This window comes from Vibrio cyclitrophicus, assembly GCF_024347435.1.
GTDB classification, from domain to species: Bacteria; Pseudomonadota; Gammaproteobacteria; order Enterobacterales; family Vibrionaceae; genus Vibrio; species Vibrio cyclitrophicus.
Genome location: NZ_AP025480.1, coordinates 2,727,103 through 2,740,409, shown reverse-complemented (window position 1 = coordinate 2,740,409; position 13,307 = coordinate 2,727,103). Strand labels below are relative to the sequence as shown.

Sequence of the window (13,307 nt, the reverse complement as noted above, 5' to 3'; positions counted from 1 at the left end):
CTTCGCAAATATCATTATTTTAATTTAGGTATGATAAAGCTCATTCGAGTAAATTGCTGTGGTTGAGATTCTATTTTTAGCGCTGAATCTTGTCCAAAGAAATTAGTGAGTCGTTTATCAACAATTTCCATTCCTAAACCGACATGGTCTGGTGACGGCTTTTGATAAGTCCCGGCATTATCCTCAACAACCAACTTGAAGCCACCTTTGAAAGCCTCGCTGTAAATCTTAACTTGACCACCTTCGAGCATATTGGAAATCCCATGTTTTATCGCGTTTTCAACTAATGGCTGCAAGGTAAAGCTTGGTAGCTGTGACTCATACAGTTGCGGATCGATATCCCATTCCACTTCCAGTCGGTCGGTAAAGCGTGCTTTTTCTATGGTCAGGTAAGCGTTGACGTGTGCAAGTTCATCTTTGAGCTTTACGGTGTTGATGTTCTGCTTTAGGTTACTTCTAAAGAAGTGGGACAGATGCTGAATCAACTCCCGAGCTTTATCTGGGTCGCGACGTGTCACTGCGCTGATGGTGTTAAGCGCATTGAACAAGAAGTGTGGATTCACTTGAGCGTGCAGCAGTTTTATTTCTGCTTGGGTAAGTAGCGTTTGCTGTTGCTGATAGTTACTAAACAGGATTTGGCTCGACAAGAGTTGAGCGATACCTTCACCCATCGACATGTTGATAGTCGAGAATAGTTTTAGTTTTGGCTCATACAGTTTGATGGTGCCGACGACCTCGTTACCCGCGCGCAGTGGGATAATTAGAGCAGAGCCTAATTTACAATCCTGCGACAGTGAGCATTGGTATGGATTCTCTTTGCCATCAAGGTAGATAATGTCGTTCTTTTCCATCGAAGTGAGTGTGCTTTGTGATGAAATCGGCGTATTGGGAATATGGTGTTCATCACCAATGCCGACGAACGCGAGAATTTTTTCTCGGTCGGTAATCGCGACCGCCCCAACATTGGTCTCTTCATAAACGATACGTACGATTTTTTGTGCGTTATCGGAATTAAACCCACCATGCAGAATACCTACCGAACGTTCGGCGATGGTTAATGCGCGACGTGAGAAGGTCGCTGAGTATTTTTCGAAGATGGTTTTACGGTCTTGGATGATACTCATAAACAGCGCAGCACCGACTGAGTTAGCAATGATCATTGGAGCCGCAATATCGGAAACCAGAGCATAGGATTGCTCAAATGGTTTCGCGACAGCAAGCAGAATCAGCATCTGAATAATCTCTGCAAACAGGGTTATCGAGAAAACCACCATCGGATTAAACAACTGGCTGGCTTTGTTTTTTCTGACTAAGTAAACGTGTAATAGGCCACCAATTAAGCCTTCTGCCGTAGTGGAGATAGCACAAGCTAGATCGGTGAATCCACCCAAAGAGTAACGATGGATACCGCCAGTAAAACCGACCGCAAAGCCGACAACCGGACCACCAAACAAGCCACCCATGACCGCTCCCATCGCACGTGTGTTGGCAATGGCATCATTGATCTGCAATCCAAAATAGGTGCCCATAATACAGAACAGAGAAAACAGAACATAACAGCTGACTTTATGGCTTAAGCGTGAAGATATGCTCAACAAAGGCAGAATCAGTGGAGTTTTACTTAGCATGTAAGCAATCACTAAGTAGACACAGGTTTGTTGCAGCAGAGAGAGAATGAGTTCCATATTTTCACCTATTGAGACGCGTGTTAAGTGTAAAGCTCATTGCGTAGTAACGGTAGCTTTGCTTGTGTTTTCGTTGGTTATATTGCTTGGTTATTGCTTCAGAAAGCTGAAGTATCCAAGTTGATGTACTAATGTTGATTGAACTAAGTTGAGATACAGTAAAGCCCATCACGGTGGATGGGCTTTAGTCTTATTTTCCACGAATCAGCGAGTGATTACGGGAGCAAGCGAAGTATGTTTGGCTTGTTCTTTTGTCTTTCTATGAAGACTTGTCTCTTCTTAAAAGAGCTTTCAAGAACTAGGCGGTTTTAGTCACGCCCTTTGCTTCTTTCTCTTCTTGTTCATCAGCAAGATCGATATCGCCTTTGCCTTTCGAGATTTTGATAACGTAAGCCGCAACACCGAATGCACTCACCACACCGATGATGGTTGAAAGCTGCATTGGTAGATCAAAGCCTAGTTGGCTGTTGTTGAGGATGAATGTGATACATACAGACGTCATGAAGATAGCTGGAACCGTTGTTACCCAGTGCAGTTTGTTGTGACGAAGTAGGTAAGCTGAAGCGGTCCATAACATCATTACTGCCGTTGATTGGTTAGCAAAACCGAAGTAGCGCCAGATGATACCGAAATCTACTTGAGTCAGGATGCCACCAAGAACGAACAATGGTAGAGCCATTAGTAGGCGGTTACGCAGAGTTTTCTGTTCCATGTTGAAGTATTCAGCAAGGATAAGACGGCTTGAACGGAACGCAGTGTCACCAGAAGTGATAGGTAGGATAACCACGCCAAGGAAAGCAAGGATACCGCCGAACACACCCAATAGACCAAATGAAGCGCTGTATACCACGTTACCTGGGCCGCCGTTTGCAATCGCGTCAGACAAAGACTCAACTGAACCGAAGAATGATAGAGCAAGTGCACACCAGATTAGAGCGATGATGCCTTCACCAATCATTGCACCGTAGAATACGAAGCGACCGTTCTTCTCGTTTTCCATACAACGCGCCATCAAAGGGGACTGAGTTGCGTGGAAGCCAGAGATAGCACCACATGCGATGGTGATGAATAGAGCTGGCCAAAGTGGTAGGTCATTCGGGTTCATGTTGGTGAACATGTCTTTGATCTCGAAGCCACCCATAATTTGGTGCTCGTCAGATAGACCAATCGCAGTGATTAGGCCAACAGACATAAAGATAAGCAGTGCACCGAACAGTGGGTAGAAGCGCCCAATGATTTTATCGACAGGGACAATCGTTGCGATGATGTAGTAAGCAAAGATGATAACAACCATAGTGCTTGTCGACATTACAAAATCAGTTTGGTCGTTTACTAGGTTGGTGATCATGCCTGCTGGAGCAGAAACGAATACCACACCAACAAGAAGCAGTAGAACAATGGCAAAGATGTTCATAAAGTGTTTTGCGCCATTGCCTAGGTAACGTCCAGTGATGGTTGGAACCGAAGCACCGCCATTACGGATAGATAACATACCTGAGAAGTAGTCGTGTACTGCACCTGCGAATATACAACCTAGTACAATCCAAAGCATTGCTGCTGGGCCGTAAAGGGCACCCATGATAGGGCCGAAGATTGGACCGACACCTGCAATGTTAAGCAGCTGAACTAGGTAAACCTTTGGGGTCGACATTGGAACGTAGTCCACGCCGTCTTGCTTGGTATGAGCAGGTGTTTGACGCTTTTCATTGATACCGAAAATTTTCTCGATAAAGGCACCGTAAATAAAGTAGCCACCAATGAGTGCTGCAACACAGGTAAGAAACCACATCATAATTTGTTATCCCTGAATGTATTAATTAAGTCAGGGTGTATATTAAAGAAGTCGAAGAGAAGAAACTTCCGCTTCCTGAGTGAGTGGTCGAATAGCAAATTTAGTGGTGCTATGACTGATTGAATGGTTTGTTATTGGACGAAAGTGGCGAAGATTAGACAATGAGTGGACATCGACTGGTGTTCAGCGGAGAATCACAAACAAAGCAATGCTTCGTCAGGAAGTGGCTCTGTAAAAATAAAGGATTGAAATGAAAAAAATAATCGCACTATTCACTGTGGCATTTAGCCTTGCAGGATGCAGCGCTAATGTTCAAGATTTAGCCGCTGAAGGCAATTGGCAAGAGATCGGCTACCGTGATGGCATCAAAGGCCACACTCAGCGTTCGTATTCAGATATGACTGCGCTTGGTGCTGTTGATCAAGCGAGTTACACAGAAGGTTACCACCTAGGTGTGACTGAATATTGTAATCCGAACCATGCTTATCAGATTGGTTTATCTGGTCAGGTATATGAAGGTGTGTGTTCTGGTACGGAAGACGCTCAACGTTTCCGTATGGAATGGCAACGCGGCTGGGATGAGTTCTCAAACGACTATTAAGCCCAAGCTAGCAATAAGAAAATTAGATATAAAAAGACCAGTACTTTATGTGTGCTGGTCTTTTTATATGTAGCGAGAGTAACTCTCAACAGCATAAGCATAAGCCGATTATTGATTATTCTCGACGGCTTTTCTCAAGAAGCCATTTTGCTTATCAAGTTGAGCCTTGGCTAACTCTAAATCTAGCCCTGTTAGAATTATCAAAATAGATAACTTCACATCGTAATCAGTCGTTTTAAGTGTCGATACTGCCAGTGCTTTATCACACTCCGTTGCTTGGATAACGATACGAGCAGCGCGGGCAACCAACTTTTCATTGGTCGCTTTTACGTCGACCATCAGATTTTGGTAGCTTTTACCGATACGAATCATGCTGGCAGTCGTTAGCATATTAAGTACTAGCTTTTGTGCCGTACCTGACTTCAGTCGTGTTGATCCCGTTAAGGCTTCTGGGCCAACCACTGGGCTAATTGCGATTTGAGCAATCTCAGCAATTGGAGAACCTGGGTTACAAGACAGCGCAACTGTAACCGCGCCAAGCTGATTGGCATAGTTGAGTGCACCTATTACGTAAGGAGTGCGACCACTGGCTGCTATGCCAACCACAACATCATTTTCTGAAAACTGAATCGCTTTGAGATCTTCAATTCCGAGAGTCAGTGAATCTTCTGCTCCCTCTTTGGCTTTCAAAATTGCTTCTGGTCCGCCTGCAATTAGGCCGATAACCATTTTGTCTGAAACGCCGAAAGTCGGTGGGCATTCTGATGCGTCTAACACACCTAATCGACCACTGGTGCCTGCGCCCATATAAATCAGTCGGCCACCGTTTTGAAAGGCGTAAGCGATCTTATCAACCGCTTTCGCGATCTGTGGCAGTTCCGCCTCGATCGCCAGTGGTACCTGTTTGTCTTGTTGGTTAATCTTTTCAACCACTTCGAGAGAGGTGAGCAGATCAATATCCATAGTGTCAGGGTTTCTCCCCTCCGAAACGAGGTGCGAGAGCGCTGATATGAGAGCGTCGTTACTCATAATGATCCTTAAATGGTGATTCTAAAATGATGGTTCTAGATTTGTTTAGTCAGCACGATATAGAACGCCTAGAGAGGCCGCTCTGCTTGCGCCAGTCACTTCTGGTAAATTGCTTGGCAGTTGATGAACATGACGTTGAGCAAGCCACGCAAAGGCCATCGCTTCCATGTAATCAGCATCAACACCTTTACTGGTTGTCGACTCAACCTCCCAACTTGTAAGCAGTCCAGACAGTCTCTTCATCAACAATGGATTTCGTGTACCACCGCCACACACATACAGTGCAGCTTGGCTACCCAAGCGATAAGTCTCTACTTCATTGGCTATCGTCAATGCGGTGTATTCACAAAGCGTGCGCTGAACATCTTCTGCTGCAAGATCTTTAAATTCTGTTAATTGTTGCTCTAGCCACGGTAGATTAAACAGTTCTCTGCCAGTGCTTTTCGGTGGCATTTGAGATAGATAAGGTTCATTTAGCAACTGTTCGAGCAAGGCTTGATTAAGTTGGCCTTTAAGCGCGAATCGCGCATCACGGTCAAATTTCTCACCGATGTGTTTATCTACCCAAGCGTCCATTAACATATTGCCGGGGCCTGTATCATAACCAAAAGTTGGCTGATTCGGGCGCAGCACTGAAATATTCGAGATACCACCAATGTTCAACACCACAACCGAGCTGTCTTTTGGGTGAAAAATCGTATGGTGAAACGCTGGTACTAACGGCGCCCCTTGTCCGCCAAGCGCCATGTCTTTGCGTCGGAAATCTGCGACTGTTTGAATCTGTGTTTTAGCGGCAATGATATTGGCATCACCCAGCTGCATGGTAAATGGCGAATCACCGGTTGGCTGATGGAATACTGTTTGGCCATGGTTACCAATCGCAGTCACGGATGATGCAGGCGTATCTGACTTGTTGAGAAGTTGTAGAACCGCATCAGCAAATAGATGACCAAGCTGGTGGTCGAGTTCGCCAATGGCAATCAAATCGGTTTTCTGACCAATACAGACTTCAAGCAGACGCGCTTTGAGACCATCTGGCATAGGGAACTCATCATGAGCAAGCAATGTAATGCTATCGTCTTCAATCGAGACTAACGCAGTATCAACACCGTCCATACTCGTCCCCGACATCACACCGATATACAGTTCTTTATGATCCATTCCTAAGCTCTTACCCTGCATTCTTAAAGTCTTCCACAGATTGTTTTAAAAACATTGTAAAGCAAATTTAAAGAGAATAATCTCGGGAAGTTTATGAAATTAGGTTTAATAAGGAATAAATATGGGACCGTTGTGGGTTGATGTTGCAGGCTACGAACTGACAGCTGAAGACAGAGAAATTTTAGAGCATCCAACCGTTGGTGGTCTCATCTTATTTACTCGAAACTACCACGATAGCCAACAGTTGTCGGCGTTAACTAAAGAGATCCGCAAGGTAGCGAAACGTCCTATTTTGATTGGTGTTGACCAAGAAGGTGGTCGAGTTCAACGCTTTCGCGACGGCTTTTCAATTATCCCTGCCGCTCAAGAATTCGCGACTAAGAATAATGGTGAGCAGTTAGCAGAACAAGCTGGTTGGTTGATGGCTGCGGAATTGATTGCCCATGATATCGATCTGAGCTTTGCGCCTGTATTAGATAAAGGTCACGAGTGTAAAGCGATTGGTAGCCGAGCGTTTGGTGAAGATATTGATACCATCGTTCGCCACAGTAGTGCTTTTATTAATGGCATGAAATCGGTTGGCATGGCTACGACAGGGAAGCACTTTCCAGGACACGGCGGCGTGATTGCTGACTCACACCTTGAAACGCCTTATGATCCTAGAAACGACATCTTTGAAACTGATATGGCCATTTTCAAGGCTCAAATTGAAGCTGGAATATTAGATGCGATGATGCCTGCACATGTGGTTTTTTCTCACTATGATGATCAGCCAGCGAGTGGCTCTGAGTATTGGTTGCAGAAAGTATTGAAGCAGCAGCTTGGATTCAAAGGCTTGGTATTCTCTGATGACTTAACAATGGAAGGAGCTGCCATTATGGGGGGGCCGGCAGACAGAGCAAAAGCGGCCTTAAGTGCGGGTTGTGACATGGTGCTGATGTGTAATAAACGAGATGCACAAATAGAGGCTCTGGACAACTTAACGATTCAAGAGGTGCCTTTAGCTAACTCATTGCTTAAAAAACACAGCTTCGATTTATCGACGCTTCACTCGGATAGTCGGTGGAAAGAGGCCTCAGAGCAAATTAAGCGAATTTTAAACGCTGGGTGATAAATAAACACTCTATAAGTTTGAAGAAGGCGATATGAGAAATATCGCCTTTTTTGTATGTATAGGGTGTGGTTTTGGCCGCTATGTATCTTCTAACTAGCCAAATAGTAAGTGTAAATTATAATTTACATCAAATGTTTTTTATTGTTTACACTTGCAATCGTTTTTGTAGCTGTTATTGTGTTTTTAAAGATTGTTAGCCCAAATGGAAATGTTGGGTGTAAAAATAAATATACAGGTTGAGTTATGCAGAAAAGTGAATTAAGCAATGTCAATATCATCGACGAACAGGTACTGATTACTCCTGAAGAGTTAAAAGCAAAACTGCCTTTGAGTGATAATGCTCGTCGTTTCATTCAAGAGTCTCGTCAAACTATCGCAAACATCATTCACAAGAAAGATCATCGCATGCTTGTAGTATGTGGCCCATGCTCTATCCATGATATTGAGGCGGCGAAAGAGTACGCGAAACGTCTAAAAGCCTTATCTGAGCAACTTAGCGATCAACTGTATATTGTTATGCGTGTTTACTTTGAAAAGCCTCGTACTACTGTGGGTTGGAAAGGCTTGATCAATGACCCACATCTAGATGGTACGTTCGATATTGAGCATGGTCTGCATGTTGGTCGTGAGCTTTTAGTTGAGCTAGCTGAGATGGAAATTCCACTAGCGACAGAAGCACTAGACCCAATTAGTCCACAATACCTAGCAGATACCTTCAGCTGGGCTGCGATTGGCGCACGAACTACTGAATCTCAAACTCACCGTGAAATGGCAAGTGGCCTTTCAATGCCAATCGGTTTTAAGAATGGCACTGACGGTAATTTAGGCACTGCAATCAATGCAATGCAGGCGGCTTCTTCGAGCCACCGTTTCATGGGTATCAGCCGCGAAGGTCAAGTTGCGTTATTAACAACGCAAGGTAATCCAAATGGTCACGTAATTTTACGTGGCGGCAAGCAGACTAACTACGATTCAGTGTCAGTACATGAATGTGAGCAAGAGCTTGGTAAGTCTGGATTAGAGGCGGCATTGATGGTTGATTGTAGCCATGCAAACTCTCGTAAAGACTTCCGTCGTCAACCACTGGTGGCTGAAGATGTGATTCATCAAATTCGCGAAGGCAACAAGTCGATTATCGGCTTGATGATTGAGAGCCATATTAACGAAGGAAATCAATCCTCGGATATACCTCTCAATGAGATGAAATACGGTGTTTCTATTACCGACGCGTGTATCAATTGGGATTCAACTGAGGCACTATTGAAGCGTGCACATACGGAATTAGTCCCGTTCTTAGAGAACCGCTTGAAAGGTTAGTCAGAGTTTAAAATTTAAGTGCCTCATCTAATGGGGCATTTTAAGATCTGTTGCTAACAAATCTGCGCCAGGTGGGCTTATAGATTAGTACGGGTTTATAGATTTAGTAAGGAATAAAATGGCCGTTGAACTGAACGAATTACGCGACCAAATCGATGTTGTCGATAAACAAATGTTGGATTTACTGGCTCAACGTCTCGCTCTAGTAGAGAAAGTGGGCGAAGTAAAAAGTGAACATGGTTTACCTATTTATGTACCAGAGCGCGAAGCTGCGATGCTGGCGTCTCGTCGTCAAGAAGCCGAGAAAATAGGGGTTCCACCGCAGTTAATCGAAGATATTTTGCGTCGTACGATGCGTGAGTCTTACGCTAGTGAAAAGGATTCTGGTTTTAAGTGTCTTAACCCAGAGTTACGTTCAGTGGTTATCGTTGGTGGTAATGGTCAACTTGGTGGTCTGTTTGGCCGTATGTTCAAGCTTTCTGGTTATGAAGTGAAAATCCTTGGCAGCCAAGATTGGGATAAAGCCGATGAGATTTTAGATAATGCCGGACTTGTGGTTGTTACGGTTCCAATTCACTTAACTGAAGGTGTGATTGCGAAGCTAGGTAATCTGCCAAGCGATTGTATTCTTTGTGATTTGACGTCGATTAAATCAAAGCCTCTGCAGGCCATGATGAACATGCACCAAGGCCCAGTTGTTGGATTGCACCCAATGTTTGGTCCTGATGTGCCAAGCCTTGCTAAGCAGGTTATTGTTTACAGTGATGGTCGCGACTCTGAAAGCTACCAATGGCTATTGAATCAATTTGGTATTTGGGGTGCGAGCCTTTGCCAGATGGATGCAGCTGAACACGATCACGGTATGACTCTGATTCAAGCACTACGCCATTTCACCTCTTTTGCTTACGGCTTGCACCTAAGTAAAGAGAACCCGAATATTGATCAGCTTCTGAAGCTAAGCTCGCCAATCTACCGACTTGAGATTGCGATGGTTGGCCGTCTGTTTGCTCAAGACCCGAACTTGTATGGTGATATTATTCTTTCTTCGGATGAGAATATTGAGATGATTCGACGTTTCCATAGCTGTTTCGGCGAAGCATTAGAAATCTTAGATGGCAAAGATAAAGCTAAATTTGTTGATAGCTTTAACCAAGTGAGCGATTGGTTTGGCGACTACTCGCAACAGTTCTTGCAAGAGAGCCAAAATCTTTTAAAGCAAGCGCATGACTCGATTCATCGTGGCTAATACTGATTTGAAATCATAAAAAAGAGCGACCTGATGGTCGCTCTTTTTTTATCTAATTCAGAACTAAAAGTAGTTGGCCTACTGTAGGCTAAAAGCAATTAGATCTTCATAGGCCAAACCAACAGGTCTTAGTCATTAACAAATAGTTAGCCACTAACAACTAATTAGTCGTGATTGGTTTTTTGTTATCTTCACTCGATACAGTGTCTATGGTCGAGCTAATGTAAGGCACGTTCGTTAGGTTGATCTGCAAGCGAACCACATTATCAATCAACTGAACCAGTGGGCCCCACTTAACTTTCTTTTCTTTTTCAAACACGTAGTTGAAGTTCTCTGGTGTCCAATCCATCAAGTATTGAGGGTTCAATGAACGGCCAAGGAAACGTACCTCATAATGCAAGTGTGGTCCGGTAGAGTTACCTGAGTTACCACAATTCGCAATTACGTCGCCTTTACTGACGAATTGACCGCTGCGTACTTTGAATTTCTGAAGGTGTGCGTAAGAGCTCATGAAGCCAAATGAGTGACGCATGGTTAGGAAGTTACCAAACCCTTTGTTACTTGGACGAACGGTTTCAATGACACCATCAGCAGGTGCTAGGATCTCTTCACCTCGCTTACACGTTAAATCGATACCGGTATGGTTATGGCGCTTACCTGAAATAGGGTTTGTGCGACGACCATAAGACGAAGAGATTCGTTGATAAGTCATTGGACTGTCGTTTGGAATCAAACGGAACATTGTCGCTCTTACTGCTGAATCTATCGCAGCAGCATCAATGCGATCTTCTAAAGAGACATCGTCTGTAAGCAGTTCTTCATCGGCAAGGCCAAGCACGGATTCAACATCGAAAACACGCTTACCAAGTAATTGAATCGCACCTTCTTTCTCAGTCAATGTTTGTGACAGCGAGTGGTTTGTTTCTACCTGTTCAGCGTAAAGAAACTCAGTTTGCTCTTTTTCAACAATCAGCGTTTCGATCAACTGCTGTGCATCACCAGCTTGTGATGCCAGCTCTTGCTGACTTTCAAAGTGTATGTAGGTTGCTCCGCCGATCAAGGCTGGAACAGAGAAAAGAGCAGTGGTGCATAAGAGCACGGCTTTTCGGCCAAAGTAAAACGTTTGTTCCCCTTGGCTTGAGGGGATCGTAATGGCAATTTTTTTAGACATGGTTCTGTATTAACTAAATGCTTCTAATAGAAAAAGGATTATGGAGATATTATTCTTTACCCAAATCGGTAAGGTGCTCAATCTCTCTATAAAGCAGTTCATCGTCACCAACGTTAAGTTCTATAAGACGCTTAAGGTGGCTGATACTATCAATATCTAAATGCTCTATGCGTAAACGCATTGAGGTATTGATGGTAGAGACTATCGTTGCTTCTAACTGAATATTGATATCACTGTTTGCGAGCGTAAAGCTGACTTGAACAGGAATATCATGGCTGAGTTGCTGAAAGTCATCGCACTGAATGAGTAAACCATGAAGAGATAAGTCTTGTACCGAACCGGACACATTTACTGGTCCTTGTAATAATTCAGTTGGCACTTGATAAACAACTCGTGAAAACTGACGTCTTTCAATCATAATTCATCTCTCTATATCGATGCGTAACGTGTAAGCTAGATATATCAAAGGCCGCTATTATTGCGGCCTTTGTTCAAAATGCAAGCGAATTTACTTAGCGATACGCTTGTACTTGATACGGTGCGGTTCTGCTGCCTGTGCGCCCAGAGTTTTCTTCAACCACTCAGTGTACTCAGTATAGTTACCTTCGTAGAAGTTAACTTGACCTTCATCACGGTAGTCTAAGATATGGGTCGCAATACGGTCAAGGAACCAACGGTCATGCGAGATAACCATTGCACAGCCAGGGAACTCAAGCAGTGCCTCTTCAAGTGCACGTAGAGTTTCGACATCAAGGTCATTGGTTGGTTCATCGAGTAACAGTACGTTACCGCCCGCTTTTAGCAGTTTAGCTAGGTGAACACGGTTACGTTCACCACCAGAAAGCTGACCGATGATTTTCTGTTGGTCGTTGCCTTTGAAGTTGAAGCGAGAGCAGTATGCACGTGCAGGGATTTCGAAGTTGTTGATCTTAATGATATCAGCGCCTTCAGAGATCTCTTGGAATACTGTTTTTGTATCGTCCATGCTGTCACGGAACTGATCAACAGAAGCAAGTTTTACCGTTTCGCCAAGTTCAACTGTCCCTGAATCTGGCTGTTCAGCACCACTTAGCATCTTAAACAGTGTTGATTTACCTGCACCGTTGGCACCAACGATACCAACGATAGCGCCTTTAGGCATGCTGAATGATAGATCATCGATAAGAACGCGATCACCAAATGACTTAGTTAGGTTCTTAACTTCAAGTACCTTGTCACCTAAACGCTCACCCGGTGGGATGAACAGTTCGTTGGTTTCGTTACGCTTCTGGTATTGGCCAGTCGTCATTTCTTCAAAACGAGCCATACGAGCTTTAGACTTCGCTTGACGACCTTTAGGGTTTTGACGAACCCATTCAAGTTCTTTCTCAATCGTTTTTTGGCGTGCGCTTTCGCCTGCTTTTTCTTGCTTCAAACGCTCATCTTTCTGCTCTAGCCAAGATGTGTAGTTACCTTCCCATGGGATACCTTCACCACGGTCAAGTTCTAGAATCCAGCCAGCAGCGTTGTCTAGGAAGTAACGGTCGTGGGTAATTGCCACAACAGTACCGCTGTAATCAACAAGGAAGTGCTCAAGCCATGCTACTGATTCTGCATCCAAGTGGTTGGTTGGTTCATCAAGTAGCAGCATGTCTGGTTTTTCAAGAAGTAGACGACATATCGCAACACGACGACGCTCACCACCTGATAGAAATTCGATTTTCGCATCCCATTCAGGAAGACGAAGTGCGTCAGCAGCGCGCTCTAGAGCTGTTTCTAGGTTGTGACCATCTTTTGCTTGGATCAGTGCTTCAAGCTCGCCTTGTTCTTTAGCAAGAGCATCAAAATCTGCATCTGGTTCTGCGTAAGCTGCGTAAACTGCATCGATACGCTTAAGCGCGTCTGCAACATCAGAAACCGCTTCTTCTACGATTTCACGCACGGTTTTTGATTCGTCTAGTACAGGTTCTTGCGGTAGGTAACCGACTTTAAGGCCTTGTTGTGCACGAGCTTCACCATCAATATCAGTATCAATACCAGCCATGATACGTAGTAGGGTAGATTTACCTGAACCATTTAGACCCAAAACACCGATTTTAGCGCCAGGAAAAAAGCTAAGAGAAATGTCTTTAAGAATTTGACGCTTAGGTGGAACAGTTTTGCTCACCCGAGACATGGTATATACGTATTCAGCCATTGCCGATCGATCCTA

The 13,307-nt window shown here is 44.2% G+C and carries 11 protein-coding genes; 4 read left to right on the top strand and 7 right to left on the bottom strand.

Annotated features, from left to right (window positions below; genetic code table 11):
• Positions 1-14: 14 nt before the first annotated feature.
• Both OCW38_RS12085 and OCW38_RS12080 read right to left on the bottom strand, forming a co-directional pair.
• Complete coding sequence (locus tag OCW38_RS12085) at positions 15-1,685, bottom strand: sensor histidine kinase (protein WP_261894183.1); 1,671 nt, start codon at positions 1,683-1,685, stop codon at positions 15-17.
• Positions 1,686-1,983: 298 nt separating this feature from the next.
• Positions 1,984-3,477 carry a carbon starvation CstA family protein gene (locus tag OCW38_RS12080; RefSeq protein ID WP_261894181.1) on the bottom strand — a complete coding sequence of 498 codons (1,494 nt, stop codon included), beginning with the start codon at positions 3,475-3,477 and terminating at the stop codon, positions 1,984-1,986.
• A 250-nt stretch (positions 3,478-3,727) separates the two neighbouring features.
• On the opposite strand from OCW38_RS12080, the gene OCW38_RS12075 reads away from it, so the two are divergent.
• On the top strand, positions 3,728-4,078 hold the full coding sequence (locus OCW38_RS12075) for a DUF2799 domain-containing protein (protein ID WP_010434845.1): 351 nt from the start codon (positions 3,728-3,730) through the stop codon (positions 4,076-4,078).
• Positions 4,079-4,186: 108 nt separating this feature from the next.
• Here OCW38_RS12075 and murQ read toward each other — a convergent pair whose 3' ends face one another.
• Together murQ and OCW38_RS12065 are read right to left on the bottom strand one after the other, a co-directional pair.
• Positions 4,187-5,107 (bottom strand): N-acetylmuramic acid 6-phosphate etherase, encoded by a 921-nt coding sequence (gene murQ, locus OCW38_RS12070; RefSeq protein ID WP_010434846.1) that lies wholly within the window; start codon positions 5,105-5,107, stop codon positions 4,187-4,189.
• Positions 5,108-5,152: 45 nt separating this feature from the next.
• On the bottom strand, positions 5,153-6,268 hold the full coding sequence (locus OCW38_RS12065) for an anhydro-N-acetylmuramic acid kinase (RefSeq protein ID WP_016797240.1): 1,116 nt from the start codon (positions 6,266-6,268) through the stop codon (positions 5,153-5,155).
• 121 nt (positions 6,269-6,389) lie between these two features.
• On the opposite strand from OCW38_RS12065, the gene nagZ reads away from it, so the two are divergent.
• The 3 genes from nagZ to tyrA all read left to right on the top strand — a co-directional run bounded on the left by nagZ (position 6,390) and on the right by tyrA (position 9,945).
• Positions 6,390-7,379: a beta-N-acetylhexosaminidase gene (nagZ, locus tag OCW38_RS12060; RefSeq protein WP_016783941.1), complete on the top strand. Its 990-nt coding sequence runs from the start codon at positions 6,390-6,392 to the stop codon at positions 7,377-7,379.
• 246 nt (positions 7,380-7,625) lie between these two features.
• Positions 7,626-8,699 (top strand): 3-deoxy-7-phosphoheptulonate synthase, encoded by a 1,074-nt coding sequence (locus tag OCW38_RS12055; protein WP_016767721.1) that lies wholly within the window; start codon positions 7,626-7,628, stop codon positions 8,697-8,699.
• A 118-nt stretch (positions 8,700-8,817) separates the two neighbouring features.
• Entirely contained in the window at positions 8,818-9,945 is a 1,128-nt protein-coding gene (gene tyrA, locus OCW38_RS12050; RefSeq protein WP_261894176.1) for a bifunctional chorismate mutase/prephenate dehydrogenase, read from the top strand.
• Positions 9,946-10,105: 160 nt separating this feature from the next.
• Here the strand turns inward: tyrA and OCW38_RS12045 are convergent, their stop codons facing one another.
• The 3 genes from OCW38_RS12045 to ettA form a co-directional block, all read right to left on the bottom strand.
• Positions 10,106-11,116, bottom strand: coding sequence for a M23 family metallopeptidase (locus tag OCW38_RS12045; protein ID WP_016786106.1), 1,011 nt, complete (start codon positions 11,114-11,116; stop codon positions 10,106-10,108).
• Positions 11,117-11,165: 49 nt separating this feature from the next.
• A complete protein-coding gene (locus OCW38_RS12040) occupies positions 11,166-11,534 on the bottom strand; it encodes a PilZ domain-containing protein (RefSeq protein ID WP_016767719.1) in 369 nt (122 codons plus the stop codon).
• A gap of 90 nt (positions 11,535-11,624) precedes the next feature.
• Positions 11,625-13,292, bottom strand: a complete 1,668-nt coding sequence (ettA, locus tag OCW38_RS12035; protein WP_009848459.1) for an energy-dependent translational throttle protein EttA — start codon at positions 13,290-13,292, stop codon at positions 11,625-11,627.
• Positions 13,293-13,307: the final 15 nt, after the last annotated feature.

Bases quoted from the DNA above. Each gene is read 5' to 3' on its own strand.
- tyrA (WP_261894176.1), top strand. From the start codon at position 8,818: ATGGCCGTTGAACTGAACGAATTACGCGACCAAATCGATGTTGTCGAT.
- OCW38_RS12075 (WP_010434845.1), top strand. From the start codon at position 3,728: ATGAAAAAAATAATCGCACTATTCACTGTGGCATTTAGCCTTGCAGGA.
- OCW38_RS12055 (WP_016767721.1), top strand. From the start codon at position 7,626: ATGCAGAAAAGTGAATTAAGCAATGTCAATATCATCGACGAACAGGTA.
- OCW38_RS12065 (WP_016797240.1), bottom strand. From the start codon at position 6,268: ATGGATCATAAAGAACTGTATATCGGTGTGATGTCGGGGACGAGTATG.
- OCW38_RS12040 (WP_016767719.1), bottom strand. From the start codon at position 11,534: ATGATTGAAAGACGTCAGTTTTCACGAGTTGTTTATCAAGTGCCAACT.
- OCW38_RS12045 (WP_016786106.1), bottom strand. From the start codon at position 11,116: ATGTCTAAAAAAATTGCCATTACGATCCCCTCAAGCCAAGGGGAACAA.
- murQ (WP_010434846.1), bottom strand. From the start codon at position 5,107: ATGAGTAACGACGCTCTCATATCAGCGCTCTCGCACCTCGTTTCGGAG.
- nagZ (WP_016783941.1), top strand. From the start codon at position 6,390: ATGGGACCGTTGTGGGTTGATGTTGCAGGCTACGAACTGACAGCTGAA.
- OCW38_RS12085 (WP_261894183.1), bottom strand. From the start codon at position 1,685: ATGGAACTCATTCTCTCTCTGCTGCAACAAACCTGTGTCTACTTAGTG.
- ettA (WP_009848459.1), bottom strand. From the start codon at position 13,292: ATGGCTGAATACGTATATACCATGTCTCGGGTGAGCAAAACTGTTCCA.
- OCW38_RS12080 (WP_261894181.1), bottom strand. From the start codon at position 3,477: ATGATGTGGTTTCTTACCTGTGTTGCAGCACTCATTGGTGGCTACTTT.